We start from the raw sequence: 24466 nt of genomic DNA, 5'->3' as shown, positions 1-24466 counted from the left end.
TAGCTTTCGCGCGCCGTTTTTTACCGCGTGTTACGCGTGCACGATCTGCGCGTCGGGATCCTCGTCGTCGTGCGCGTCGACATCCCACGCCGGGAACGGATCGTCGAACGTCGTCCATTGCGCGGCACCGAGCGCGAATTCCGCATCGGTGAGCAGGCATGCATCGAGCTTCGCGCGCCATGCGTCGGCATCGAGCCCGATGCCGATCAGCACGAGTTCCTGACGGCGATCGCCCACCGAGCGATCGTCGAGGTCGCCCTGCCACTCCGTGCGAATTTCAGCGAGCAGTTCGTCGTCATCCGGCCATTCCGCGCGATCCTGCGCGGCCCACCACAGGCCTGCCGGGCCATGCCGGCACACGCCGCCCGCCTGCGACAGCGAACCCGCGATGTCGTTGCGCGTCGCGAGCCAGAAGAAGCCCTTGCTGCGCAGCACGCCCGGCCACTCCTGATGCAGCAGCGCCCAGAGTCGCGCCGGATGAAACGGCCGGCGCGCGCGGTAAACAAAATTGCCGATGCCGAATTCGTCGGCTTCGCCGTGCACGTGCGCATGATGCGGATCATGGCACTCGGGATCGTCGCACTGCGTGTGATCGTCATCCAGCGACGCGAGCCAGCCCGGCGCGTTCGCGGCTTCGTCGAAATCGAAGCGGCCGGTGTTCAGCACTTCGTCGAGCGGCACGTTGCCGAACGTCGACACGACCTGGTGCGCACGCGGGTTGAGCCGCGCAAGGATGTGCCGCAGGCGCGCGAGTTCGTCGGCGCCGACGAGGTCGGCCTTGTTGATCACCAGCACGTCGCAGAATTCGATCTGCTCGATCAGCAATTCGACGAGCGTGCGATCGTCTTCGTCCGATGCAGCGATGCCGCGTGTCGCGAGCGCGTCGTCGGAACCGTAGTCGCGCAGGAAATTGTAGGCGTCGACTACGGTGACGAGCGTGTCGAGCCGTGCGACGTTCGACAGCGACGCGCCGTCGTCGTCGACGAACGTGAAGGTTTCGGCGATCGGCATCGGCTCCGCGATGCCGGTCGATTCGATCACGATCGCGTCGAAGCGGCCGTCGGCCGCGAGATTGCGAATCTCGACGAGCAGGTCGTCGCGCAGCGTGCAGCAGATGCAGCCGTTCGACATCTCGACGAGGCGTTCCTCGACGTGCGACAGCGCCTGCGCATCGCGCACGAGCGACGCGTCGATGTTGACCGCCGCGAGATCGTTGACGATCACGGCGACTTTCAGGCCCGCGCGGTTCGCGAGAATGTGATTGAGCAGCGTGGTCTTGCCGGCGCCGAGGAAACCGGACAGCACGGTGACGGGCAACGGCTGGTTCATTGCCGGATTCATAACGATTTGCACCAACGGAAAAGATGAAAAAGCGGCCGTGGGGCCCTGGCGGGGCGCGATCGGCCGGGGGCCAGTCGCCCGATGCCGGTCGCCCGGAGCCATCGCCCGAAGCCGCTCGAAACCGCAGCGTGAGCCCGCATTGTGCATCAAACGCGCACCGGCCGAGCGGCCCGGCGTCAGCCCGCGGCGCGGCGCGACGTCACTGCTCGGGCGGCAGCAGCTTCCACTGCGCCAGGATTGCGGCGATCTGCCGCGCATACTTGTCGCGCAGCGACGGCGTTTCCGAATGATAGGCGCCGACGGCCTGCCATGTATTGCCGTAGCGATTCATTTTCTGACGCAGATGCCACGCGGCGATATAGACGTTCTTGCACGGCTCCATCAGCGTGTCGCGGCCGATGCCGTAGCGCGACAGCGTCGGCAGGTGGATCGAATTGATCTGCATCAGGCCGTAGTCGACCGAGCCGTTCGTATTCTTGTTCAGCGCGGCGGGCCGGTTGCGCGATTCCTGCCACGCGATCGCGCGCAGAATCAGCGGATTGACCTTCTGGTACCGGGCGGCCTCGTCGAAACAATCCGCGCGAGCGTTTCCGCAGGCGAACCACACGCCGGCGGCGATCAACGCGATCGAAGCGAACCGTCTGTTCATGGTGCGGAAAACGAAAAGGGAATGACGCAAAGATCGGGAAAACCCGTGCCAGTTATTCGTACGGATGGAAACGCGCCGCCCGTATCATACCGGCAGTCCGTCACGAATTGACGAGCGAAAGACAGCAGCCCGTTTATACCGCATTTCAGTGTCGGTTCATCCCAAAACGGCGGCGATGGCCGGAATGCCTGGCGGAGGCCGAAATCTTACATATTGCATACGGTATGCCGAAACCATGTCGTATGTGAGACAGTCCTCAGCTCAATGTGATATTTCGGACATGAAAAACTGCTAATGTCGCCTCTTTAGGACTTGGATCCCAGCACTACCGCCGGAAGTGGCCCTGAGCCGGCATCGACCCATTCATCCATGACAAGAAATCGCTTCGTTATGCGGCGCGTCGCCACGACCCTGATCGTCGCCGGCATCATCGTCTCGCAAGCCGCCTACGCTCAGGTCACGCTCAATTTCGTGAATGCGGATATCGACCAGGTCGCGAAGGCGATCGGCGCCGCAACCGGCAAGACCATCATCGTCGACCCCCGCGTGAAGGGGCAGCTCAACCTCGTATCCGAACGGTCCGTGCCGGAAGACCAGGCACTGAAGACGCTGCAGTCGGCGCTGCGCATGCAGGGCTTCGCGCTCGTGCAGGATCACGGCGTGCTGAAGGTCGTGCCCGAGGCCGACGCGAAGCTGCAGGGCGTGCCGACCTATATCGGCAATGCGCCGCGCGCACGCGGCGACCAGGTCATCACGCAGGTGTTCGAGCTGCACAACGAATCGGCGAACAACCTGCTGCCGGTGCTGCGGCCGCTGATCTCGCCGAACAACACGGTCACCGCCTACCCGGCGAACAACACGATCGTCGTCACCGATTACGCGGACAACGTGCGCCGCATCGCGCAGATCATCGCAGGCGTCGACAGCGCCGCGGGGGCGCAGGTGCAGGTCATACCGCTGCGTAACGCGAACGCGATCGACCTCGCCGCGCAGCTGCAGAAGATGCTCGACCCCGGCGCGATCGGCAATAGCGACGCGACGCTGAAGGTATCGGTCACGGCCGACCCGCGCACCAATTCGCTGATGCTGCGCGCATCGAGCGCATCGCGCCTCGCGGCGGCGAAGCGCATCGTGCAGCAGCTCGACGCGCCGAGCGGCGTGCCCGGCAACATGCACGTCGTGCCGTTGCGCAACGCCGATGCGGTCAAGCTCGCGAAGACGCTGCGCGGGATGCTCGGCAAGGGCGGCAACGACAGCGGCTCGTCGGCATCGTCCAACGATGCGAACAGCTTCAACCAGAGCGGCGGCTCGTCGGCGAGCGGCAACTTCTCGACCGGCACGTCCGGCACCCCGCCGCTGCCGTCCGGCGGCCTCGGCGGCGGTTCGTCTTCGTCGTCGGCCTACGGCAGCGGGTCGTCGGGCAGCGGTGGCGTCGGCAGCGGCGGCCTGCTCGGCGGCGACAAGGACAAGAGCGACGACAACCAGCCGGGCGGGATGATCCAGGCCGATGCGGCCACCAATTCGCTGATCATCACCGCGTCCGATCCGGTCTACCGGAACCTCCGCTCGGTGATCGACCAGCTCGACGCGCGGCGTGCGCAGGTCTATATCGAGGCGCTGATCGTCGAGCTGAACTCGACGACGCAAGGCAACCTCGGCATCCAGTGGCAGGTGGCGAGCGGCCAGTTCCTCGGCGGCACGAACCTGGCACCCACGGCCGGAACCGGCCTGGGCAACAGCATCGTCAACCTGACCAGCGGCGGCACGGCCGCCACCACCGGGCTGGCCGCCAATCTCGCGGGCCTGAGCCAGGGGCTCAACATCGGCTGGCTGCACAACATGTTCGGCGTGCAGGGGCTCGGCGCGCTGCTGCAGTATTTCGCGGGCGTGAGCGATGCGAACGTGCTGTCGACGCCGAACCTGATCACGCTCGACAACGAGGAAGCGAAGATCGTCGTCGGCCAGAACGTGCCGATCGCGACCGGCTCGTATTCGAACCTGACGAGCGGCACGACGAGCAACGCATTCAATACCTACGACCGCCGCGACGTCGGCCTGACGCTGCACGTGAAGCCGCAGATCACCGACGGCGGGATCCTGAAGCTGCAGCTCTATACCGAGGATTCGGCGGTCGTCAGCGGTACCACGAACGCGCAGACCGGCCCGACCTTCACGAAGCGCTCGATCCAGTCGACGATCCTCGCGGACAACGGCGAGATCATCGTGCTCGGCGGCTTGATGCAGGACAACTACCAGGTGTCGAACAGCAAGGTGCCGCTGCTCGGCGACATCCCGTGGATCGGCCAGCTGTTCCGTTCGGAATCGAAGCAGCGCCAGAAGACCAACCTGATGGTGTTCCTGCGCCCGGTGATCATCTCCGATCGCAGCACCGCGCAGGAAGTCACGGCCAACCGCTACGACTACATCCAGGGCGTGACCGGCGCGTACAAGTCGGACAACAACGTGATCCGCGACAAGGACGATCCGGTCGTCCCGCCGATGCCGCTGGGTCCGAGCCAGGGCGGTACGCCCGCCGGGAACCTGTTCGACCTCGACAAGATGCGTCGCCAGCAGTTGCAGCGTCAGGTCGCGCCGGTGCCGGCCCAGCCGCTGCCCGAGGCGACGCCCGCGCAGCCGCAAGGCGTGCCGCAGCAGTCGGTGCCGCAACAGCCGCTGACCGCCACGCCGGGAGCCTCGCAGTGAGCAACGTGCTCGCGTCCTCGACCCAGGACGGCGCGCCGGGCGAACGGCAGCCGCCGTCACCGCTCGCCGCGCGCCTGTTGCCGTACGGCTTCGCGAAGAGCGGCCAGGTACTGATCGCGCATCAGCTCGACGACACGCTCGAGGTGTGGATCAGCGAGCGCACGAACGATGCGGCGCTCGCCGAAATCGCGCGCAACTTCGGCTCGATTTCCGTGCACCGCGTGCCGGCCGACGAGCTCGCGCAGGCGATCAACCAGGCGTACGCGCGCCAGGACGGCAGCGCCGCGCAGGTCGTCGGCGAGGTCGAAGGCGAAGTCGACCTGTCGCGACTGATGCAGGACATCCCCGAAGTCGAAGATCTGCTCGAATCGGAAGACGACGCGCCGATCATCCGGATGATCAACGCGCTGCTCACGCAAGCGGCGCGCGAACAGGCATCGGACATTCACATCGAGCCGTTCGAGAACGCGTCGGTCGTGCGGTTTCGCGTCGACGGCACGCTGCGCGACGTCGTGCGGCCGAAGAAGGCGCTGCACGGCGCGCTGATCTCGCGGATCAAGATCATGGCGCAGCTCGACATCGCCGAGAAACGCCTGCCGCAGGACGGCCGCATCACGCTGCGCGTCGGCGGCCGGCCGGTCGACGTGCGGGTGTCGACGCTGCCGACCGGGCACGGCGAGCGCGCGGTGCTCCGTCTGCTGGAAAAGGATGCGCAGCGCCTGAACCTCGAAGCGCTCGGGATGGGCCGCGACACGCTCGTCCAGTTCGACAAGCTGATCGGCCGCCCGCACGGGATCGTGCTGGTGACGGGCCCGACCGGCTCGGGCAAGACGACCACGCTCTATGCGTCGATGTCGCGGCTCGAAACGGCGACGACCAACATCATGACCGTCGAGGATCCGATCGAATACGACCTGTCCGGCATCGGCCAGACGCAGGTGAACGAGCGGATCGGGATGACCTTTGCCCGTGCGCTGCGTTCGATCCTGCGTCAGGATCCGGACGTGATCATGATCGGCGAAATCCGTGACCTCGAAACCGCGCAGATCGCGGTGCAGGCCTCGCTCACGGGCCACCTCGTGCTCGCGACGCTGCACACCAACGATGCGGCCTCGGCCGTCACGCGCCTGACCGACATGGGCGTCGAGCCGTACCTGCTCGCGTCGTCGCTGCTCGGCGTGCTCGCGCAGCGTCTGGTGCGCCAGCTCTGCCCAGCCTGCAAGGAAGAGCGGCACGAGGACGGCCGCACCGTGTGGCATCCGGTCGGCTGCGACCGGTGCGGACATTCGGGCTATGCGGGCCGGCGGGGGGTATACGAACTGCTGCTGATCGACGATTCGATCCGCGCGCTGATCCACCGCAACGCGGCCGATGCGGAGATTCTCGCCACGGGCCGCGCACAAGGGATGCGCACGCTGCGCGACGACGCCGAGCGCTGGCTCGCGGCCGGCGCGACGTCGCTCGAGGAAGTGCTGCGCGTGACGGGAGGCGCATAGCGCGATGCCGGCATTCCGTTTCGAAGCCATCGATTCGGCGGGGCGACCGCAGAAAGGCGTGATCGATGCCGACAGTGCGCGCGGCGCGCGCGGCCAGCTGCGCACGCAGGGGCTCACGCCGCTCGTCGTCGAGCCGGCCGCCAGTGCGACCCGCGGCGCGCGTTCGCAGCGCCTCGCGTTCGGCCGCAAGCTGTCGCAGCGCGAACAGGCGATCCTCACGCGCCAGCTCGCGAGCCTGCTGATCGCGGGGCTGCCGCTCGACGAGGCGCTCGGCGTGCTGACCGAGCAGGCCGAACGCGACTACATCCGCGAGCTGATGGCCGCGATCCGTGCAGAAGTGCTCGGCGGCCATTCGCTCGCGAATGCGCTGGGCCAGCATCCGCGCGACTTCCCGGAAATCTACCGCGCGCTCGTCGCGGCGGGCGAGCACACCGGCAAGCTCGGCATCGTGCTGTCGCGCCTCGCCGACTACATCGAACAGAGCAACGCGCTGAAGCAGAAGATCCTGCTGGCGTTCACGTATCCGGGGATCGTCACGCTGATCGCATTCGGCATCGTCACGTTCCTGCTGAGCTATGTCGTGCCGCAGGTCGTCAACGTGTTCGCGAGCACGAAGCAGCAACTGCCCATTCTCACGGTCGTGATGATGGCGCTGTCGGAGTTCGTGCGGCACTGGTGGTGGGCGATCCTGATCACGGTCGCGCTCGTCGTGTGGTTCGTGAAGGCGACACTGTCGCGCGACGGGCCGCGGCTCGCGTTCGACCGCTGGGTGCTGACCGCGCCGCTCGCGGGCAAGCTCGTGCGCGGCTACAACACGGTGCGCTTCGCAAGCACGCTCGGGATCCTGACCGCGGCCGGCGTGCCGATCCTGCGCGCGTTGCAGGCGGCCGGCGAGACGCTGTCGAACCGCGCGATGCGCGCGAACATCGACGATGCGATCGTGCGCGTGCGCGAAGGCTCCGCGCTGTCGCGCGCGCTGAACAACGTGAAGACATTCCCGCCGGTGCTCGTGCACCTAATCCGTTCCGGCGAAGCGACGGGCGACGTGACGACGATGCTCGACCGCGCGGCGGAAGGCGAGGCGCGCGAGCTCGAGCGGCGCACGATGTTCCTGACGAGCCTGCTCGAGCCGCTGCTGATCCTCGCGATGGGCGGCATCGTGCTCGTGATCGTGCTGGCCGTGATGCTGCCGATCATCGAGCTGAACAACATGGTGCAGTGACGGCCTGACCGCTGGTCAGGTCGCCACCGTTCAACGCATGTAGATCGCGGGGGACGGCGTGTTCGCGGGGAGCTGGACTTCGGCGCGGGCGCCGTTGCGGTCGATGATGATCGAGCGGCTGCGGACTTCGGCCAGCTTCGCGCCGGACGTGAGCTCCGCGCCGAGCGACACCGCACGCGGCGGCTCGCCACCGATACCGACGATCGCGGCGGCGCCACGACCGAGCGACAGAATGCCGAACAGGTGGATGTCCTGCACGGGATTCTTGTCGAGCTGTCCGCCGAAGAGCGCGGCGGCGTCCTCGGTGCGGATCGGCAACCGCGCGGCGGCGGCGGGCAGCGGCGCTTCGCGGGCCGACAGCGTGACGACCCAGTAGGTGGCCGTCGCGCACAAACCCGCGAAGAGGGCGAGGGAGAGGATCCGGATCGAGAGCGCGTTCATGCGCGCTATTGTACGGATGTATATGAAATTTGCGTTGGGTGAAAGCCCTCGGCAATGCGCGCCTTACAATGCGTGCTCCGCGCCCGGGGAATCGGAAGCTTGCCGTCAGGCAAACGTTCGCGATGCGCCGGGTGCGTCACTCAATCGACGATATTTTTTGGAAAGAGGTAGTCAGTCATGCAAACGTGGATCACTCGCCGTAATGCGGCCGTGCGCCGTCAGCGCGGTTTCACGCTGATCGAGATCATGGTGGTGGTCGCGATCCTCGGGATCCTGGCGGCACTGATCGTGCCGAAGATCATGAGCCGTCCCGATGAGGCGCGCCGTATCGCCGCGAAGCAGGACATCGGCACGATCATGCAGGCGCTCAAGCTGTACCGTCTCGACAACGGCCGCTATCCGACCCAGGAGCAGGGCCTGAACGCGCTGATCCAGAAGCCGTCCACCGATCCGATCCCGAACAACTGGAAGGACGGCGGCTATCTCGAGCGCCTGCCGAACGATCCGTGGGGCAACGGGTACAAGTACCTGAACCCGGGCGTGCACGGCGAGATCGACGTGTTCAGCTACGGCGCCGACGGCAAGGAAGGCGGCGAAAGCAACGATTCCGATATCGGTTCGTGGCAGTAAGTCGGCATCGACCGATCCGACGATCGTCCCCGTTCTTCATTTCATGCCCGCCCTTCGCACGCCCCTGCGCTCCGCTCGCGCTCGCCGCGCTGCCCGCGACCGCCGCGTGCGTCGCGGCGCGGCCGTGACCGCGGCACGCACGCGTGCACGCGGCTTCACGCTGCTCGAGATGCTGGTCGTGCTCGTGATCGCGGGCCTGCTGGTGTCGCTCGCGTCGCTGTCGCTCACGCGCAATCCGCGCACCGACCTGCGCGAGGAAGCGCAGCGCATCGCGCTGCTGTTCGAGACGGCGGGCGACGAAGCGCAGGTGCGCGCGCGCCCGATCGCGTGGCAGCCGACCGCGCACGGCTTTCGTTTCGACGTGAGTTCGCCCGACGGCTGGCGCACGCTGCGTGACGACCTGCTGCGCCCGCGCGACTGGGACGGTGGCGTCACGGGCGCCGAAATCGATTATCCGGGGTCGGACACGCACGCGAGCACCGTGGTGTTCGGCACCGAAAGCGTCGACATGCCGGTGCGCGTGACGCTGCATTCGGCGGTCGGCAGCGCGACGATCGTCGGCACCGGCAACGGCCGGTACGAGGTGCAATGACGATGCGTCGTCGCCCGCCCTTCCCGGCTTCCGGCTCCCGAGGCTTCACGATGATCGAGGTGCTGGTCGCGCTCGCGATCATCGCGGTCGCGCTCGCCGCGTCGATCCGCGCGGTCGGCACGATGGCGAACAACGCATCCGATCTCCACCACCGGCTGCTGGCCGGGTGGAGCGCCGACAACGCGCTCGCGCAGCTGCGGCTCACGCATGCGTGGCCGGAAGTCGGCGAGCAGAGTTTCGATTGTTCGCAAGGCAACGTGCAGATGGTCTGCACGCAGCGCGTGCGCACGACGCCGAACCCGGTGTTCCGGCGCGTGCAGATTTCGGTGAGCATGCCGGGGCATCCCGGCGTGCTCGCGCAAATGGTGACGGTGGTCGCGAATGAAACCAGCCGTCCGCTCTGACGCGCCGATGCGGCGTCGGCCCATGCGTTTCGCCGGCTCGCGCCGCGTGCGCGGCTTCACGCTGATCGAACTGATGATCGCGATCGCGATCCTCGCGGTGGTCGCGATCCTCGCGTGGCGCGGGCTCGACCAGATCATGCGCGGCCGCGACAAGGTCGCGTCCGCGATGGAAGACGAGCGTGTGTTCGCGCAGATGTTCGACCAGATGCGCATCGACGCGCGGCTCGCCGCGACCGACGACGAAGCCGGCCAGCCGGCGATCGGCGTCGCCGGCAATACGCTGCAGATCGTCCGCACGCTCGACTTGGCCGGCGCCGCGCCGCGGCTGCAGGTGGTCCGCTACCGGATCGCCGGCGGGCGCGTCGTGCGCTATGCATCGCCGCCGCTCGCCGATGCGAACCGCTTGCGCGACGTGCTGAAGGACAGCGGCGTCGACGGCTGGAGCTGGGTCGCGCTGATGGGCGGCGTCGGTGCGATCGACGCGAAGCTGTACGTGCCGCGCGTCGGCTGGACTACCAACCTGCAGACGGCCAACGACGCGCTGGCGCAGAACAACGATGCGCTGAAGGTGCCGCAGATCGGCAACGCGCCGCCGACACGCGCGGTGACGGGGCTGCAGGTCAGCATCGGCGCGACGTCGCTGCGCGTGCCCGTCACGCGCATCTTCCTCGTCGGGGAATGACGATGCGCGCGCGCCCTCCCCGTTCCCGCTTCGCCGGCCGCCCGCCCGCAAGCACGCCCGCCCGCCGCGAGCGCGGCGCGGCGATCATCACCGCGCTGCTCGTCGTCGCGCTGTCGGCGATCCTCGTGTCGGGGATGCTGTGGCGCCAGCAGGTGCAGATTCGCCGGATCGAGAACCAGCGCGTGATCGCGCAGGCGCAGTGGGTCGCGCGCGGCGCGCTCGACTGGACGCGCATGATCCTGCGCTCCGAGGGCGACACGGCGCCCGGCATCACCTATCTGGGCGGCATCTGGGCCGTGCCGATCGCGAAGACCAAGCTGTCGGACTTCCTCGGCCGGATCGGCGCGCCGAACGACAACGGCGGCGAAGACACCTACCTGTCCGGCTCGATCGAGGACGCGCAGGCGAAGTACAACCTGCGCAATCTCGTGTCGTCGCCGGCGCCCGGCGTGCTGCAGCTCAACGTGATGCAGCTGCAGGCGTTCCAGCGGCTGCTGACGACGCTCGGCTACGACGGCGCGTTCGCGAAGCGGATCGCGCTGCACATGCGCGCGGGCCTGATGCATTCGGCGACGCGCTTCCAGACGCCGACGCTGCCCGGCGCCGGTACGGCCGCGACCGCGCCGGTGGCCGGCGGCGACATGCAGGCCGGCAACTTCACCGACGAGCCGGGGATGTCGGACGGCGAGCGCGGCCCTGCGCCGCTCGTGATGTCGGGCGTCGACAACCTGCTCGACGTCGACGGTGTGACGCCCGAGATGGTCGCGCGGCTGCGCCCGTTCGTCACCGTGCTGCCGACCACGACGCCGGTGAATATGAACACCGCGCCGGCCGAGGTGATCGCGGCGCTGGTGCCGGGGATGAGCGTGTCGTCCGCGCAGGCGCTCGTGTCGCGCCGCGAGACCGTGTTCTTCCGCAACGTCGGCGACGTGCAGCTCGCGCTGCGCGGTGCCGGCGCGCCGAACGTGACGATCGACTCGAGCCTCGTCGACGTCAATTCCAGCTATTTCATCGTGCATGGCCGGATCCAGCACGATCGCGCGGAGGTGGATCGCACCTCGCTCGTGTATCGTGATCCGACCACGCACTCGACGCGGGTCGTGCGCGTCCGCGACCAGCTATAACGACGCCATCCGGGAGAGGAGCTCTTGAGCACGCTGATTGTTTCTTTGCCGCCGCGCGAGCCGGCCGTGCCGTTGCAGGAATGGCAGTGGCCCGAGCTGCCGTTCACGCTCGTGGACAAGGCCGGCCAGGTGCAGCGCGCGGGCCACGCCGCGCTCGCGCTGCTGCCGCGCGCGAACGAGACGCGGCTGATCGTCGCCGCGCGCGACGTGCTGCTGCTCGCCACGACCGTGCCGCCGCTCAAGGGGCCGAAGCTGCGCCAGGCGCTGCCCAACATCGTCGAGGATCAGCTGATCCAGGATCCGCTCGGCTGCCATATCGCGCTCGACCCGGTCGCGCTGCCCGATGGCCGTCGCGTGCTGGCCGTCGTCGACCGCGCGTGGTTCCGTACGATCTGCGACGCGTTCGCCGCGGCCGGCCATCGGCGCCTGAGCGCGGTACCCGCGACGCGCTGCCTGCCGGCGCCGCGCGAGCCGGCGCAAGCGCCGCTCGACGCGCCTGTCGACGGTGAGGCCGCCAAGGCCGACGCGATCACGCTCGCGACCGCACCGGCCGGCCGCCCGACGGCCGTGGCCGCGGTGCTCGGGCTGGCGACCACGGTCGAACCGGCGCTCGTCGAAGCCGGCGCGCTGCCGGTCGCGGCCGGTGCGCCGCGTCTCGAACTCGCGATCGCGCGCGGCGCGCTCGGCGAGGGTTTCGCGGCGCCCGCGTCGCGGGCCGCCGGCACGCTGGCCGCGCTCGCGGGCGGCGGCGACGTCGAACTGTACGAACTCGGCGAGCCGGGCGCGGAGCCGCGGCTCGCGTCGGTCGGCCGCACCGACGGCCCGCTGCTGCCGGGTGCGCAGCCGCTGCCGTTCGATACGTTCGCGCGGCGTGCGCTCGCCGAGCGCTTCGATCTCTGCCAGTTCGAATTCGAGTCGCAGCCGTGGCGCTTCGACCGCGCGACGATGAAGCGCCTGCGCGTGCCGATCGCCCTCGTCGCGGCAACGCTCGGCGTCGCGGTGATCGGGATGAACCTGCACTGGTGGAAGCTGTCGCGCGAGCGCGATGCGCTGTCCGCGCAGATCACCGAGACGCTCCTGTCCGCCTTCCCGAAGACCACGACTGTGCTCGATCCGCCCGCGCAGATGCAGCGCCAGCTCGATCAGCTGCGCCTCGCGGCGGGCGAGCTGTCGCCGAACGACTTCCTCGCGCTGTCGAGCGGGCTGTCGCGTTCGATGGGCGCGCTGCCGCTGAACGGCATCGCGTCGCTCGATTATCACGACCGGCGGCTCGACGTCGGCTTCAAGCCGGAGGTCAAGGTCGACCCCGATTTCCCGCAGCGTCTCGCGCGCAACGGGCTCGCTGGCGAAGTCGACAGCAGCACCGGCAAATGGACCATCCGGAGCCGCCCATGAAGACCGAACAACTGACCCAGACGCTGGCCCAGTTCTGGGGCGAGCGCTCGCAGCGCGAGCGGACGCTGCTCGGCTGGGGCGGTGCCGTGCTGGCCGTCGCGATCGCGTATTCGGTGCTGTGGTCGCCCGCGCAGGAAGGCCGCGCGCGCATCCGGCGCGAGCTGCCGACGATGCGCAGCGAACTCGCGCAGATGACCGCGCAGGCCAACGAAGCGAAATCGCTGACGGCCGCCGCGCAAGGCGTCGCGCCGACCGGCCTCGCGCTGAAGGATGCGCTCACCGCGTCGCTGTCCGATCACGGGCTGCAGGGCGCGCAGGTGCAGGTCGTCGGCAACGGCGTGCAGATCCAGTTGAAGAACGTGCCGTTCCCGGTGTGGACGCAGTGGCTCGACGACGCGCGCCGGCAGTTCAAGGTGCAGGTCGGCGAAGCCCACGTGACCGGGCTGAAGGAAGACGGCCAGGTCGACCTGACGGCCGTGATGCAACCCTCGACGCAGAAATGACGCAGTGGATGAAACCAGCGACGGTCGGCCGATGAGGCCGGGGATCAGGCGGCTTGCCGCCGCGGTGCCGTGGGTGGTGGCAGGCGGGCTCGCGACGGCGCTGACGCTCGTCGCGCTCGCGCCGGCCGCGTGGATCGCGCCGCAGGTCGCGCGTGCGACCGGTGCTCACGTGAACCTCGTCGATCCGGAAGGCTCGCTGTGGCACGGCTCGGGCACGCTGATGCTCGCGCCGGGCGCGGACCAGAGCGCGGCGACGCTGCTGCCCGGGCGGGTCCAGTGGACCACGCGCTTCTGGCCGCTGCTGACCGGCCGCGTGCAGATGCATATGCGGCAGACCGAGGCGATGCCCGACGCCGTCACGCTCGATGCGACGTGGCGCGGCGCGGTACTGTCGGCGGGCTCGATGGCCGTGCCGGCGTCGCTGCTCGCGGGGCTCGGCACGCCGTTCAACACGCTCGACTTGCAGGGCGACGTGCGGCTCGGCTGGACCGACTGGCGGATGATCGGCAACAACGCGTTCGGCCAGCTGACGGTGACGATCGATTCGATGAGTTCGCGTGTGTCTCGCGTGAAGCCGCTCGGGTCGTACCGCGCGGTGCTGCAGGCGAAGGGGGCGGACGCCGATCTCGACCTGTCGACCACGCAGGGCCCGCTGTTCCTCGACGGGCACGGCAGCTTCGGCCCCGGCCGCAGATCGTTTCGCGGCACCGCGCACGCGGCGCCCGAGCAGCAGGCGAACCTCGCGGGGCTGTTGAACCTGCTTGGCCGTCCGATCGGCAACAACCAGGTGTCGCTGATCTTCGGCGACGCGACGCGCTGAACGCGCGCGGCGCCCTCTCCTTTTCCCCGATTACTTCTGCGCGAGCGGCGCGGCGGCTGACGGTGAGGTCGCGGCCGGCGCCGCCGCACCGGACGCCGGCACCGGCACCGGCGCCGCCACGTCGCCCGTCTCGCGCGCCATGTCCGACGCATCCCACCCGCCGCCCAGCGCCTTCACGAGCCCGACGGACGACACCATCCGCTGGCCGGCGATCGTCGCGAGCTTCTGCTGCGCGGTAAACGCGGTGGTCTGCGCGCTCAGCACGTTCAGGTAGGCGACCGTGCCCGCCTTGTACTGGTTCGTGACGATCGCGAGCGCTTGCTCGGCGCTGTCGACGGCCTGCCGCTGCACGTCGACTTCCTGCGCGAGGATGCGCTGCGACGCGAGGTTGTCCTCGACGTCCTGGAACGCGGTGAGCACCGCGAGACGATATGCGGCGACGTCCTGGTCGTAGGTTGCGCGGGCGGCATCGGTCTGCGCGGCGCGCAGGCCGGCGTCGAACAGCGTGGCCGCGAGTTGCGGGCCGACCGTCCAGAACCGCGCGGGCAAGGTGAACAATTGCGACCACACCGAGCTCTGGAAGCCGCCGGTGGCGGACAGCGTGAGCGTCGGGAAGAACGCGGCGATCGCCACGCCGATCTGCTCGTTCGCGGAAGCTGCGCGGCGCTCGGCCGCCGCGATGTCCGGCCGCCGCTCGAGCAGCGCGGACGGCACGTCGACCGGCGTGATCGGCGGTTGCGCGGTGAGCGGGTTCGGCGGCAGCGAGAACGTCGATGCCGGCTCGCCGATCAGCGTCGCGATCGCATGCTCGTACTGCGCGCGCGCGACGCCGTTGTCGATCGCCGCGGCCTGCGCGCTCTGCAGCTGCGTCTGCGCCTGGATCACGTCCGCGCGCGCGGCGACGCCCTGCGCGTACTGATTCTGCGTGAGCCTCAGCGAGTCGCCGTACGACTTCACGGTGTCGTCGAGCAGTTTCTGCAGCGCATCGGACGTGCGCAGCTGGAAGTAGGTCTGCGCGAGCAGCGCTTGCTGCGACAGCCGCGCATTCGCGAGATCGGCCGCGGCGGCCGCTTCGCCGGCGCGCTGCGCGCTGACGCTGCGGCTCACCTTGCCCCACAGGTCGGGCTCCCAGCTCGCATCGAGACCGACGCTGTAGCTGTTGCTGATCGACGAACTGCTGCCGAAGCCCGACGCGCCCGACGACGTGGGCGTGCGCCCCGAGCGTGCGCGCGAGCCCGACGCGGTCAGCCCGACGGTCGGGAAATACGCGGCGCGCGCTTCGGCGACGAGCGCGCGGGCCTGCCGGTACGCGGCGGCCGATTGCGCGATGGTCTGGTTCGATGCGTTGAGCTTGCCGATCAGCGCGTCGAGCTGCGGATCGTTGTAGACGCTCCACCACGGGCCGCGGTCGGCCCGGTCGGCCGGCTGCGCGACCTTCCAGCCGGCCGGCGCTTCCTTGAAGGCGGCGGGGATCGACGTGTCGGGCCGGTGATAGTCGGGCCCGACGGCGCAGCCGGCGAGCAGCACGGCCGTCGCAACGGCGACGGCGGCGCTCAGCGGGCGAAAGGCGCGCGGGAGGGGGGCGTACGGCATCGTGGTTTTCCTGTCTGGGCGCGACGGCCGGCGAGCGGCGCCGCGCGATGCGGTCGTTGTGCCGCTGGCGGACAAATGGTAACTGACGGCGGGAAAGCCGCGCAGCCCTAAGGGTACGGCGCGCGGCGGCACGCATGTGTTACCGGCGCGGCCGGCCGGTTTACCGGCCATTACCATTACGGACTGCTTGCGGACGAAACAGGCAGGCGATGCGGCGCGCGCCAACCGGGCCGCGACGGGCGCGGCCGGCGTTCAGTCGGGATGGCGAAAGCGGCGTGGCTTCAGTGGCAGCGCACGGGCACCGCAACGGGATCGGCGGCGGACCGCCATGTCGACGGCTCCGTTGCCGCCGGCTGGCCCGTGCGGCGGGCGGCGTCCTTCGCGTTGCGCTGCCGGCGATGATCGAACCATGCGAACCCGAGCGCCGCGAGCGATCCGCCCGGTACCACCAGCATCGTCACGTACAGCGCGATCTTCCAGCCGCGGTGCGGCCCGGAGAACACATGATGAGCGGTATCGGTCAGGTTGCGGCGCAGCGCGCCGGCGGCATTTTTCAGGAACAGCATCGCGAACATCCTCGGGGGCCCGGCAGCGCGGGCAAAGCGGTCAGAACATAGTCTCCGGCAGTGCAACATGCACGTCGTAACTGGTTGACTGAAATAATATTGACTAAGCAATCATTTTTCAAGATACTGGGCGCGTTTTGACCTGAAACGCACTGTTTGCGGCGTGCGCAATCGCATGAACGGCGGCCTCTACGATCCCGACACCATCGCGCTGGAAACGAGCCTCGGTTATTACCTGACCAAGGCCCGGCAGGCGCTCGTCGAGCGAATGGACCGCGCGCTCGAGCCGCACGACCTCACTGCGCAGCAGATCGGCGTGATCCTGCTGCTGTCGCGCGGCTATGCGCGCACGCCGTTCGAGCTGTCGCGCAAGATGTCGTATGACAGCGGCTCGATGACGCGCATGCTCGACCGTCTCGAGCGCAAGGGCCTGGTCGCGCGCTCGCGCAGCGAGCAGGACCGCCGGATGATCGAGCTGACGCTGACCGAGCGCGGCGCCGAGGCGGCCCGCGCGCTGCCATCGCTGATCGCGACCGCGCTGAACGCGCAGCTCGCCGGCTTCTCGGCCGACGAACTCGCGACGCTCACCGGCCTGCTGCAACGGTTCATCGCCAACGGGCCCGGTGACGCCGGCTGCCCGAAACCCGACGAACCGGACTGCTGAGCGCGGGAGGCCCGATGTCTAGGTTAAGCATTCGCTTATTTCTCTGTCTGGGCAGAAGATGACAAGACACATGCTCCGTCTCTCCCCTCACCCGTTCCACCCGGCCGGGCCGCGCGGTATCGCGCGCCCGTGCGTTGTGCCGGCGCGTCGCGCGCGCCGCGTCTAGGAGATTCCGATGTCCGCCACCACGGCATCCGCCACGCCGCCTGCCGCCCAACCCGCGCCGCTCACCGGCGGCGCGCTTGCGCTCCTGACCGTCGGGCTCGCGCTCGGCACCTTCATGGAAGTGCTCGATACGTCGATCGCGAACGTCGCGGTGCCGACCATCTCGGGCAGCCTCGGCGTCGCGACGAGCGAAGGCACGTGGGTGATCTCGTCGTATTCGGTCGCATCCGCGATCGCGGTGCCGCTGACCGGCTGGCTCGCGCGGCGGGTCGGCGAGGTGCGCCTGTTCACGCTGTCGGTGCTCGCGTTCACGATCGCGTCGGCGCTGTGCGGCCTCGCGTCGAACTTCGAGACGCTGATCGCGTTCCGGCTGCTGCAGGGCCTCGTGTCGGGCCCGATGGTGCCGCTGTCGCAGACGATCCTGATGCGCAGCTACCCGCCGGCGAAGCGCGGGCTCGCGCTCGGGCTATGGGCGATGACGGTGATCGTCGCGCCGATCTTCGGCCCGTTGCTGGGCGGCTGGATCAGCGACAACTACACGTGGCCGTGGATCTTCTACATCAACCTGCCGATCGGCATCTTCTCGGCGGCCTGCGCGTACTTCCTGCTGCGCGGCCGCGAGACGAAGACGAGCCGGCAACGGATCGACGCGGTCGGCCTCGCGCTGCTCGTGATCGGCGTGTCGTGCCTGCAGATGATGCTCGACCTCGGCAAGGACCGCGACTGGTTCAACTCGACCTTCATCGTCGCGCTCGCGCTGATCGCGGTCGTGTCGCTCGCGTTCATGCTCGTGTGGGAGGCGACCGAGAAGGAACCGGTGGTCGACCTGTCGCTGTTCAAGGACCGCAACTTCGCGCTCGGCGCGCTGATCATCTCGTTCGGCTTCATGGCGTTCTTCGGCTCGGTCGTGATCTTCCCGCTGTGGCTGCAGACGGTGATGGGCTACACGGCCGGCAAAGCCGGCCTCGCGACCGCGCCGGTCGGGCTGCTCGCGCTCGTGCTGTCGCCGCTGATCGGGCGCAACATGCACCGGCTCGATCTGCGGATGGTCGCGAGCTTCGCGTTCATCGTGTTCGCGGGCGTGTCGGTCTGGAATTCGACGTTCACGCTCGACGTGCCGTTCAACCACGTGATCCTGCCGCGGCTCGTGCAGGGGATCGGCGTCGCGTGTTTCTTCGTGCCGATGACGACGATCACGCTGTCGAGCATTTCCGACGAGCGGCTCGCGAGCGCGTCGGGGCTGTCGAACTTCCTGCGCACGCTGTCCGGCGCGATCGGCACCGCGGCCAGCTCGACGTTCTGGGAAAACGATGCGATCTACCACCACGCGCGGCTGTCGGAATCGGTGAGCGTCTACGCGCAGAACACGACCGAATACCAGGGCGCGCTCGCGCAGCTCGGGATCGTCGGACAGACGGCCAATGCGCAGCTCAACCAGTTGGTCACGCAGCAGGGCTTCATGATGGCGACCAACGACTTCTTCCACCTGTCGGCCGGCGTGTTCATCGCGCTCGCGGCGCTGGTGTGGATCACGAAGCCGAGGAAGGGCGCGGGGCCGGCGATGGGGCATTGAGGGCGGCGCCCGATTCAGCACATCTGATTACGCCGAGCATCGCCCCGGCCTTCACTCCCGTGCCCGCAGCCCCCCGAAGGCCAGGTCGTCGCCCGACGCGATCGGCAGCGTCGCCCGCGCGACGTCGAGCCAGGCCCGTGCCGCGTGCGACAGGTAGCCCTTCTTCAGCCAGCCGAGCGCGATCGCCCACGTGATCTCCGGCTCGACGATCGGCCGGCACGTGAACTGCCGCGCATCGAGCCGCCGGCAGTATGGCTCCGGCAACAGCGCGATGCCCACGCCCGCGTGCACCAGCGCGGCCATGAAGTCCCAATGACCGCTGCGGCTCACGATCGACGGCGTGAAGCCGACCTGCCGGCACGCGTCGAGCACCGCATCGTGCAGCGCGAGGCTTTCCGCATAGAACACGAATGACTCGCGTGCGAGATCGGCGAGCGGCACGGCCGCGTCATCCTCCCAGCGTGACTCGCGCGGCGCGACGAGCCACAGCGGCGCGCGCACCATCGGCAGCCGCTCGAACGTGCCGGGATCGACCGGCTCCAGCAGCCCACCGAGTTCCAGTTCGCCCGACATCAGCGCGGCCTCGATCATCCGCGCGCCCTGCTCGAACAGCTTCAGCTCGATGTTTGGATAGCGCTGCTTGTACGCGGCGATGATCGGCGTGAACAGCGAGCCGCCGAGCGGCGGAATGCCGATCGTCAGCTCGCCGCGCCCGAGCGTGCCGAGATCGTTCAGCTCCGACTGCAGCTGTGCCTGCGCGGCGAGCACGTCCTGGCCGCGCTGGAACACGATCCGCCCCGCGTCGGTTAGCACCATCTGCCGGCCGTCGCGCAGCAGCAGCGGCGAGCCGATCTCGTCCTCGAGCGCCTTCACCATCTTGCTGATGGTCGGCTGCGTGACGAACAGCCGGTCCGCGGCCGCGGTGAAGCTCTGCTGACGCACGACCTCGACGAAGTACCGCAGTGCGCGCAATTCCATCGATTACTCCCCAGTTTGGTGCGGCGAACCCAAAGCGAATTCCGAATTGGAATGACAAGGATAGAGACAAGTCATTTTATTTATGGTTAGGGGAAACCCTATACTCACACCATCAACGGAACATCTGTATGGAGCCTGCCATGACCCACCCGACTACCACTGCCGCCGCCCGCCCCGCCGCCGCGGGCAACGTTGCGCGCACGGGCCGGATCGTGCTGCAGGCCGCCGCGCTCGGCGTGCTGTGGATGGCGGTCGACTGGGCCGTGCGCGCGGTCGGTCTGCCGGTGCCGTCCGGCGTGATCGGCCTCGCGGTGCTGCTCGTGCTGCTGTTCTCGGGCCGCGTCGCGCCCGCCTGGGTCAAGGACGGCGCGAACTGGCTGCTGTCCGACATGCTGCTGTTCTTCGTGCCGGCCGCCGTCGCGGCGGTCCAGTACGGCGGGCTGTTCCGCGAGGACGGCTGGCGCATCGCGCTGGTCATGCTCGCCGGCACCGCGTTCGTGATGGTCGCGGTGGCCGTCGCCGTCGACCTCGCCGCGAAGCTCGAACGCCGGCTGGCCGCGCAGCGCGTGTTCGCCCAACGCCGCCGCGCGCGCCTCGCCACCGTGTCCGCCCACTGAGCCGGAGCCCGCGATGCCTGCGCTATTGTCCAGCCTGTCCGTCGACCACGTGAATACGGCGATTTCCGTCGGCTGCTTCGTGCTGACGGTCGTCCTGTATTTCGCGTCGAAGCGGCTCTACGCGTACAAGAAGACGCTGCTGTTCTCGCCGCTCGTGTTCGTGCCGGGCGTGCTGGTGCTGCTCGTGTTGCTGACCGGCATCCCGTATTCGGTCTACTTCCGCGACACGCGCTGGCTGATGTGGCTGCTCGGCCCGGCGACGATCGCGTTCGCGGTGCCGATCTACGAATATCGCGAGCTGATCCGTCGCCACTGGCTGTCGCTGTCGGTCGGCGTGGCGGTCGGGATCGGCGCGGGCGTGTGCGGATCGCTGCTGCTCGCGAAGCTGCTGCACCTGTCGCCCGAACTGCAGCGCTCGCTGATGACGCGCTCGGTGTCGACCCCGTTTGCGCTCGCCGTGTCCGACAAGATCCATGCGCCGAAAGACCTCACCGCGCTCTTCGTGATCGCGACCGGCATCTGCGGGATGCTGCTCGGCGAGATCGTGCTCGCGCTGGTGCCGATGCGCACACGGCTCGCGCGCGGCGCGCTGTTCGGCGCGGCCGCCCACGGCGTGGGCACCGCGAAGGCGCGCGAGATCGGCAATGAGGAAGGCGTCGTGTCGAGCCTCACGATGATGATCGCGGGCGTCGCGATGGTGCTGATCGCGCCGCTGCTGTCGCTGCTGCCGATCTGACACCGTACGGGCGGGCGCCGCAGCCCGCCCTCCCCATGCACCGCAGCCGCGCGGGCCAGTCGTCGCCCCGCCATTCCAGCCCTGCCGCGCGCCCGCACCCGCCGACAATCGGCTGAGATAGCCGCAATTCCCCCCTCTTTTCCGCCCATCGGGCTCGGCCCGGATGCCGAACAATGCATGCTACGAGACATCACGCACGCATTCACATGGCCTCCACGACTGCAAACCCGACTGCCGACAAGCCGGCTTCCTCCGGCAAGTTCAAGCGCATCGCGCTCATCGCCGTCATCGCGCTGGGCGCGGCCGCCGCCGCCGCGGGCGGCATGTACGTGTTTCTGAGCAAGGCAGGCGTCGGCCACGCGAGCGCGCCCGCCGAACCGGCGCCGCTCGCCGCGCCGGTGTTCTTCCCGCTCGACCCGCTGACCGTGAACCTGCAGTCCGACGACGGCGTGCAGCATTACCTGCGTGTCGGCCTGTCGCTGAAGCTCACCGACCCGAAGGCGCAGGAGCAGCTGACCGCGCGCATGCCGGAGATCCGCAGCCGGATCCTGCTCGCGCTGTCGAACAAGCATCCCGAGGATCTCGCGACACCGGAAGGCAAGCATTCGCTCGCGAAGGAACTGCGCGAGCTGATCGAGCAGCCGACGCAGCCGGGCAACCAGCGCGCGAAGGTCGACGACGTGCTGTTTACCGAATTCGTCGTCCAGTAACGCGGCCGCAAAAGGAGCGCGCATGGGCCACCAGGAGTTCATGTCCCAGGAGGAGGTCGATGCCCTCCTCAAGGGCGTCACGGGCGAAACCGACACGGTCGACGAGCAGCGCGACCTGTCGAGCGTCCGCCCCTACAACATCGCGACGCAGGAGCGGATCGTCCGCGGCCGAATGCCCGGCCTCGAGATCATCAACGACCGCTTCGCGCGCCTGCTGCGGATCGGCATCTTCAACTTCATGCGGCGCACGGCGGAAATCTCCGTGAGCCAGGTGAAGGTGCAGAAGTACAGCGAGTTCACCCGCAACCTGCCGATCCCGACGAACCTGAACCTGGTGCACGTGAAGCCGCTGCGCGGCACGTCGCTGTTCGTGTTCGACCCGAACCTCGTGTTCTTCGTCGTCGACAACCTGTTCGGCGGCGACGGGCGCTTTCACACGCGCGTCGAGGGCCGCGACTTCACGGCCACCGAGCAGCGGATCATCGGCAAGCTGCTGAACCTCGTGTTCGAGCACTACGCGACCGCGTGGAAGAGCGTGCGGCCGCTGCAGTTCGAATTCGTGCGCTCGGAGATGCACACGCAGTTCGCGAACGTCGCGACGCCGAACGAGATCGTGATCGTCACGCAGTTCTCGATCGAGTTCGGGCCGACGGGCGGCACGCTGCACATCTGCATGCCGTACTCGATGATCGAGCCGATCCGCGACGTGCTGAGCTCGCCGATCCAGGGCGAGGCGCTCGAGGTCGACCGCCGCTGGGTGCGCGTGCTGTCGCAGCAGGTGCAGTCGGCCGAGGTCGAGCTGAGCGCGAATCTCGCGGAGATTCCGTCGACCTTCGAGAAGATCCTGAACCTGCGTGCGGGCGACGTGCTGCCGCTGGAGATCGAGGACACGATCACCGCGAAGGTCGACGGCGTGCCGGTGATGGAATGCGGCTACGGCATTTTCAATGGTCAATATGCGTTGCGCGTGCAGAAGATGATCAGCGCGAGCGACACGATGAAGGAAGGTGGATATGAGTGAGCTGAACCAGACGCCCGAACTCGACGCGCAGGCCCTCGCCGACGCGGCGCTCGCGGAATCGGCCGTGCAGGCGGCACCTGCGGCGGCGCAGGAAGATCAGGGCCTGGACGACTGGGCCGCCGCGCTTGCCGAGCAGAACCTGCAGCCGGTGCAGGCGGGCGCGACCGGCGCCGGCGTGTTCCAGCCGCTGTCGAAGGCCGCGGCCAGCTCGACGCACAACGACATCGAGATGATTCTCGACATCCCGGTCAAGATGACCGTGGAACTCGGCCGTACCAAGATCGCGATCCGCAACCTGCTGCAGCTCGCGCAGGGGTCGGTCGTCGAGCTCGACGGCATGGCCGGCGAGCCGATGGACGTGCTCGTGAACGGCTGCCTGATCGCGCAAGGCGAGGTCGTGGTCGTCAACGACAAGTTCGGCATCCGGCTGACCGACATCATCACGCCGGCCGAACGCATCCGGAAGCTGAATCGATGAACGTCGTCGCGCCCGGCCGCCGCGTGCGCGTCGCGACCTCGGTGGCGGCTGCCGTCGCCATTGCGGCGTCGCTCGCATGCGTGCCGGCCGGCGCCGCCGACATGAACGCGGTGAACAACGCCGGTTCCATCGCGTCGAGCGTGATGGTCGGCTCGGCCGTCCCGTCGCTCGGCGTCGGCGCGGTGCTGCAGACGCTCGTCGGGCTCGCGGTCGTGATCGGCCTCGTGTTCGGCTGCGCGTGGCTCGCGCGCCGCTTCGGGTTTCAGCCCGCACGGCGCGGCGGCCCGCTGAAGGTCGTGTCGAGCGTCGGGCTCGGCGCGAAGGAAAGCGCGACGATCGTCGAGATCGGCGACACCTGGCTCGTGCTCGGCGTCGCGCCGGGCAACGTGCGGCTGCTGCATACGCTGCCGGCCGGCTCGGCGGTGGCGCCGGCACCGGCCGACCTTCCCGCCGGTACGCGTTCCGCCGATCGCGGCCAGCCCGGCACGTTCGGCGCGCGGTTTCGCGACGCGCTCGCGGGCGAAGCCGCGAAGCGCTTCGGGCGCGGCAAGGACACCCGCTGACATGGCGTCGCGCCCTCTTTCCGTATCTGCATTCCGATGAAACACGAATTCCTGCGTCGCGCGGCGCGCTTCGCGCCCGCGCTGATCCTCGGCCTCGCCCCCGCGCTCGCCTGCGCGCAGGCGGCCGGCCTGCCCGCGTTCAACACGAGCCCGGGCCCGAACGGCGGCACCACCTATTCGCTGAGCGTGCAGACGATGCTGCTGCTCACGATGCTGTCGTTCCTGCCGGCGATGCTGCTGATGATGACGAGCTTCACGCGCATCATCATCGTGCTGTCGCTGCTGCGCCAGGCGCTCGGCACCGCGACGACGCCGCCGAACCAGGTGCTGGTCGGCCTCGCGATGTTCCTCACCTTCTTCGTGATGTCGCCGGTGCTCGACCGTGCGTACGCCGACGGCTACAAGCCGTTCTCCGACGGCTCGATGCCGATGGAGCAGGCAGTGCGGCGCGGCGTCGCGCCGTTCAAGACCTTCATGCTGAAGCAGACCCGCGAGACCGATCTCGCGCTGTTCGCGAAGATCTCGAAGGCCGCGCCGATGCAGGGCCCCGAAGACGTGCCGCTGTCGCTGCTGGTGCCCGCGTTCGTCACGAGCGAGCTGAAGACCGGCTTCCAGATCGGCTTCACGATTTTCATCCCGTTCCTGATCATCGACATGGTCGTCGCGAGCGTGCTGATGTCGATGGGGATGATGATGGTGTCGCCGTCCACCGTGTCGCTGCCGTTCAAGCTGATGCTGTTCGTGCTGGTCGACGGCTGGCAGCTCCTGATCGGCTCGCTCGCGCAGAGCTTCACGTAAGC

General features: G+C 68.5%; 26 protein-coding genes. 20 read left to right on the top strand and 6 right to left on the bottom strand.

Annotated elements, in window-relative coordinates:
- Positions 1-30: 30 nt before the first annotated feature.
- Both BAMB_RS00280 and BAMB_RS00275 read right to left on the bottom strand, forming a co-directional pair.
- Positions 31-1341: a GTP-binding protein gene (locus BAMB_RS00280; RefSeq protein ID WP_011655588.1), complete on the bottom strand. Its 1311-nt coding sequence runs from the start codon at positions 1339-1341 to the stop codon at positions 31-33.
- 199 nt (positions 1342-1540) lie between these two features.
- Positions 1541-1990 carry a lytic transglycosylase domain-containing protein gene (locus BAMB_RS00275; protein ID WP_041491055.1) on the bottom strand — a complete coding sequence of 150 codons (450 nt, stop codon included), beginning with the start codon at positions 1988-1990 and terminating at the stop codon, positions 1541-1543.
- Positions 1991-2359: 369 nt separating this feature from the next.
- Between BAMB_RS00275 and gspD the strand changes: the two genes are divergently transcribed.
- Genes gspD through gspF form a run of 3 tightly spaced genes read left to right on the top strand, consistent with a single transcriptional unit; the run spans position 2360 to position 7411 of the window.
- Entirely contained in the window at positions 2360-4693 is a 2334-nt protein-coding gene (gspD, locus tag BAMB_RS00270; RefSeq protein WP_011655586.1) for a type II secretion system secretin GspD, read from the top strand.
- Positions 4690-6189 carry a type II secretion system ATPase GspE gene (gspE, locus tag BAMB_RS00265; protein ID WP_011655585.1) on the top strand — a complete coding sequence of 500 codons (1500 nt, stop codon included), beginning with the start codon at positions 4690-4692 and terminating at the stop codon, positions 6187-6189. Before gspD ends, gspE begins: the two co-directional genes overlap by 4 nt.
- A gap of 4 nt (positions 6190-6193) precedes the next feature.
- Positions 6194-7411: a type II secretion system inner membrane protein GspF gene (gene gspF, locus BAMB_RS00260; RefSeq protein ID WP_011655584.1), complete on the top strand. Its 1218-nt coding sequence runs from the start codon at positions 6194-6196 to the stop codon at positions 7409-7411.
- Positions 7412-7441: 30 nt separating this feature from the next.
- Here the strand turns inward: gspF and BAMB_RS00255 are convergent, their stop codons facing one another.
- On the bottom strand, positions 7442-7852 hold the full coding sequence (locus BAMB_RS00255; protein WP_006759195.1) for a hypothetical protein: 411 nt from the start codon (positions 7850-7852) through the stop codon (positions 7442-7444).
- Between the two features lie 177 nt (positions 7853-8029).
- Between BAMB_RS00255 and gspG the strand changes: the two genes are divergently transcribed.
- From gspG to BAMB_RS00215, 8 genes are read left to right on the top strand one after another with little or no spacing between them, the layout of a single operon-like run.
- Positions 8030-8482, top strand: coding sequence for a type II secretion system major pseudopilin GspG (gspG, locus tag BAMB_RS00250; protein ID WP_006751354.1), 453 nt, complete (start codon positions 8030-8032; stop codon positions 8480-8482).
- Positions 8483-8525: 43 nt separating this feature from the next.
- Positions 8526-9074, top strand: a complete 549-nt coding sequence (locus BAMB_RS00245) for a GspH/FimT family pseudopilin (protein WP_011655583.1) — start codon at positions 8526-8528, stop codon at positions 9072-9074.
- On the top strand, positions 9071-9478 hold the full coding sequence (gene gspI / locus BAMB_RS00240) for a type II secretion system minor pseudopilin GspI (RefSeq protein ID WP_082089598.1): 408 nt from the start codon (positions 9071-9073) through the stop codon (positions 9476-9478). Before BAMB_RS00245 ends, gspI begins: the two co-directional genes overlap by 4 nt.
- On the top strand, positions 9456-10160 hold the full coding sequence (locus tag BAMB_RS00235; RefSeq protein WP_011655581.1) for a PulJ/GspJ family protein: 705 nt from the start codon (positions 9456-9458) through the stop codon (positions 10158-10160). The genes gspI and BAMB_RS00235 overlap by 23 nt, the downstream gene beginning before the upstream one ends.
- A gap of 2 nt (positions 10161-10162) precedes the next feature.
- Positions 10163-11284: a type II secretion system minor pseudopilin GspK gene (gene gspK / locus BAMB_RS00230; protein ID WP_011655580.1), complete on the top strand. Its 1122-nt coding sequence runs from the start codon at positions 10163-10165 to the stop codon at positions 11282-11284.
- Positions 11285-11308: 24 nt separating this feature from the next.
- A complete protein-coding gene (gspL, locus tag BAMB_RS00225) occupies positions 11309-12679 on the top strand; it encodes a type II secretion system protein GspL (RefSeq protein WP_011655579.1) in 1371 nt (456 codons plus the stop codon).
- Entirely contained in the window at positions 12676-13182 is a 507-nt protein-coding gene (gene gspM, locus BAMB_RS00220) for a type II secretion system protein GspM (protein ID WP_011655578.1), read from the top strand. Before gspL ends, gspM begins: the two co-directional genes overlap by 4 nt.
- 31 nt (positions 13183-13213) lie before the next feature.
- Entirely contained in the window at positions 13214-14002 is a 789-nt protein-coding gene (locus BAMB_RS00215) for a type II secretion system protein N (protein WP_011655577.1), read from the top strand.
- 30 nt (positions 14003-14032) lie between these two features.
- Here the strand turns inward: BAMB_RS00215 and BAMB_RS00210 are convergent, their stop codons facing one another.
- Together BAMB_RS00210 and BAMB_RS00205 are read right to left on the bottom strand one after the other, a co-directional pair.
- Positions 14033-15595: an efflux transporter outer membrane subunit gene (locus BAMB_RS00210; protein ID WP_011655576.1), complete on the bottom strand. Its 1563-nt coding sequence runs from the start codon at positions 15593-15595 to the stop codon at positions 14033-14035.
- Between the two features lie 281 nt (positions 15596-15876).
- Positions 15877-16161, bottom strand: a complete 285-nt coding sequence (locus tag BAMB_RS00205; RefSeq protein WP_011655575.1) for a multidrug ABC transporter ATPase — start codon at positions 16159-16161, stop codon at positions 15877-15879.
- Positions 16162-16336: 175 nt separating this feature from the next.
- Here BAMB_RS00205 and BAMB_RS00200 point away from each other — a divergent pair, with 175 nt between their 5' ends.
- Together BAMB_RS00200 and BAMB_RS00195 are read left to right on the top strand one after the other, a co-directional pair.
- Positions 16337-16825, top strand: a complete 489-nt coding sequence (locus tag BAMB_RS00200; RefSeq protein WP_006750437.1) for a MarR family winged helix-turn-helix transcriptional regulator — start codon at positions 16337-16339, stop codon at positions 16823-16825.
- A gap of 175 nt (positions 16826-17000) precedes the next feature.
- Entirely contained in the window at positions 17001-18563 is a 1563-nt protein-coding gene (locus tag BAMB_RS00195; protein WP_011655574.1) for a DHA2 family efflux MFS transporter permease subunit, read from the top strand.
- Positions 18564-18614: 51 nt separating this feature from the next.
- Here BAMB_RS00195 and BAMB_RS00190 read toward each other — a convergent pair whose 3' ends face one another.
- Positions 18615-19541, bottom strand: a complete 927-nt coding sequence (locus BAMB_RS00190) for a LysR family transcriptional regulator (RefSeq protein WP_006750435.1) — start codon at positions 19539-19541, stop codon at positions 18615-18617.
- 140 nt (positions 19542-19681) lie between these two features.
- Here BAMB_RS00190 and BAMB_RS00185 point away from each other — a divergent pair, with 140 nt between their 5' ends.
- The 7 genes from BAMB_RS00185 to fliP all read left to right on the top strand — a co-directional run bounded on the left by BAMB_RS00185 (position 19682) and on the right by fliP (position 24464).
- A complete protein-coding gene (locus BAMB_RS00185) occupies positions 19682-20158 on the top strand; it encodes a CidA/LrgA family protein (RefSeq protein ID WP_006750434.1) in 477 nt (158 codons plus the stop codon).
- Positions 20159-20171: 13 nt separating this feature from the next.
- The gene (locus BAMB_RS00180) at positions 20172-20894 is read left to right on the top strand and encodes an LrgB family protein (protein WP_011655573.1); all 723 of its coding nucleotides are present in this window, start codon (positions 20172-20174) and stop codon (positions 20892-20894) included.
- A 173-nt stretch (positions 20895-21067) separates the two neighbouring features.
- On the top strand, positions 21068-21604 hold the full coding sequence (gene fliL / locus BAMB_RS00175) for a flagellar basal body-associated protein FliL (RefSeq protein ID WP_011655572.1): 537 nt from the start codon (positions 21068-21070) through the stop codon (positions 21602-21604).
- 22 nt (positions 21605-21626) lie between these two features.
- Positions 21627-22625 carry a flagellar motor switch protein FliM gene (fliM, locus tag BAMB_RS00170; RefSeq protein ID WP_011655571.1) on the top strand — a complete coding sequence of 333 codons (999 nt, stop codon included), beginning with the start codon at positions 21627-21629 and terminating at the stop codon, positions 22623-22625.
- Positions 22618-23103 (top strand): flagellar motor switch protein FliN, encoded by a 486-nt coding sequence (fliN, locus tag BAMB_RS00165; protein ID WP_011655570.1) that lies wholly within the window; start codon positions 22618-22620, stop codon positions 23101-23103. The genes fliM and fliN overlap by 8 nt, the downstream gene beginning before the upstream one ends.
- A complete protein-coding gene (gene fliO / locus BAMB_RS00160; RefSeq protein ID WP_011655569.1) occupies positions 23100-23666 on the top strand; it encodes a flagellar biosynthetic protein FliO in 567 nt (188 codons plus the stop codon). Before fliN ends, fliO begins: the two co-directional genes overlap by 4 nt.
- Before the next feature lie 36 nt (positions 23667-23702).
- Positions 23703-24464 carry a flagellar type III secretion system pore protein FliP gene (gene fliP, locus BAMB_RS00155; protein WP_011655568.1) on the top strand — a complete coding sequence of 254 codons (762 nt, stop codon included), beginning with the start codon at positions 23703-23705 and terminating at the stop codon, positions 24462-24464.
- The last annotated feature ends 2 nt before the right edge of the window (positions 24465-24466 follow it).

This window comes from Burkholderia ambifaria AMMD (genome assembly GCF_000203915.1).
In the GTDB taxonomy this organism is placed as follows: domain Bacteria; phylum Pseudomonadota; class Gammaproteobacteria; order Burkholderiales; family Burkholderiaceae; genus Burkholderia; species Burkholderia ambifaria.
The sequence above is the reverse complement of the archived record's forward strand: the minus strand, read 5'-3'. Positions and strand labels throughout refer to the sequence as shown.

Coding starts and splice junctions, on each gene's coding strand:
- BAMB_RS00275 (WP_041491055.1), bottom strand. CDS start 1,990: ATGAACAGACGGTTCGCTTCGATCGCGTTGATCGCCGCCGGCGTGTGG.
- fliL (WP_011655572.1), top strand. CDS start 21,068: ATGCATGCTACGAGACATCACGCACGCATTCACATGGCCTCCACGACT.
- gspG (WP_006751354.1), top strand. CDS start 8,030: ATGCAAACGTGGATCACTCGCCGTAATGCGGCCGTGCGCCGTCAGCGC.
- BAMB_RS00255 (WP_006759195.1), bottom strand. CDS start 7,852: ATGAACGCGCTCTCGATCCGGATCCTCTCCCTCGCCCTCTTCGCGGGT.
- gspD (WP_011655586.1), top strand. CDS start 2,360: ATGACAAGAAATCGCTTCGTTATGCGGCGCGTCGCCACGACCCTGATC.
- BAMB_RS00205 (WP_011655575.1), bottom strand. CDS start 16,161: ATGCTGTTCCTGAAAAATGCCGCCGGCGCGCTGCGCCGCAACCTGACC.
- BAMB_RS00235 (WP_011655581.1), top strand. CDS start 9,456: ATGAAACCAGCCGTCCGCTCTGACGCGCCGATGCGGCGTCGGCCCATG.
- BAMB_RS00190 (WP_006750435.1), bottom strand. CDS start 19,541: ATGGAATTGCGCGCACTGCGGTACTTCGTCGAGGTCGTGCGTCAGCAG.
- BAMB_RS00245 (WP_011655583.1), top strand. CDS start 8,526: ATGCCCGCCCTTCGCACGCCCCTGCGCTCCGCTCGCGCTCGCCGCGCT.
- BAMB_RS00200 (WP_006750437.1), top strand. CDS start 16,337: ATGAACGGCGGCCTCTACGATCCCGACACCATCGCGCTGGAAACGAGC.
- fliM (WP_011655571.1), top strand. CDS start 21,627: ATGGGCCACCAGGAGTTCATGTCCCAGGAGGAGGTCGATGCCCTCCTC.
- BAMB_RS00180 (WP_011655573.1), top strand. CDS start 20,172: ATGCCTGCGCTATTGTCCAGCCTGTCCGTCGACCACGTGAATACGGCG.
- fliP (WP_011655568.1), top strand. CDS start 23,703: ATGAAACACGAATTCCTGCGTCGCGCGGCGCGCTTCGCGCCCGCGCTG.
- BAMB_RS00210 (WP_011655576.1), bottom strand. CDS start 15,595: ATGCCGTACGCCCCCCTCCCGCGCGCCTTTCGCCCGCTGAGCGCCGCC.
- fliO (WP_011655569.1), top strand. CDS start 23,100: ATGAACGTCGTCGCGCCCGGCCGCCGCGTGCGCGTCGCGACCTCGGTG.
- gspM (WP_011655578.1), top strand. CDS start 12,676: ATGAAGACCGAACAACTGACCCAGACGCTGGCCCAGTTCTGGGGCGAG.
- BAMB_RS00280 (WP_011655588.1), bottom strand. CDS start 1,341: ATGAATCCGGCAATGAACCAGCCGTTGCCCGTCACCGTGCTGTCCGGT.
- fliN (WP_011655570.1), top strand. CDS start 22,618: ATGAGTGAGCTGAACCAGACGCCCGAACTCGACGCGCAGGCCCTCGCC.
- gspF (WP_011655584.1), top strand. CDS start 6,194: ATGCCGGCATTCCGTTTCGAAGCCATCGATTCGGCGGGGCGACCGCAG.
- BAMB_RS00215 (WP_011655577.1), top strand. CDS start 13,214: ATGAGGCCGGGGATCAGGCGGCTTGCCGCCGCGGTGCCGTGGGTGGTG.
- BAMB_RS00195 (WP_011655574.1), top strand. CDS start 17,001: ATGTCCGCCACCACGGCATCCGCCACGCCGCCTGCCGCCCAACCCGCG.
- BAMB_RS00185 (WP_006750434.1), top strand. CDS start 19,682: ATGACCCACCCGACTACCACTGCCGCCGCCCGCCCCGCCGCCGCGGGC.
- gspI (WP_082089598.1), top strand. CDS start 9,071: ATGACGATGCGTCGTCGCCCGCCCTTCCCGGCTTCCGGCTCCCGAGGC.
- gspK (WP_011655580.1), top strand. CDS start 10,163: ATGCGCGCGCGCCCTCCCCGTTCCCGCTTCGCCGGCCGCCCGCCCGCA.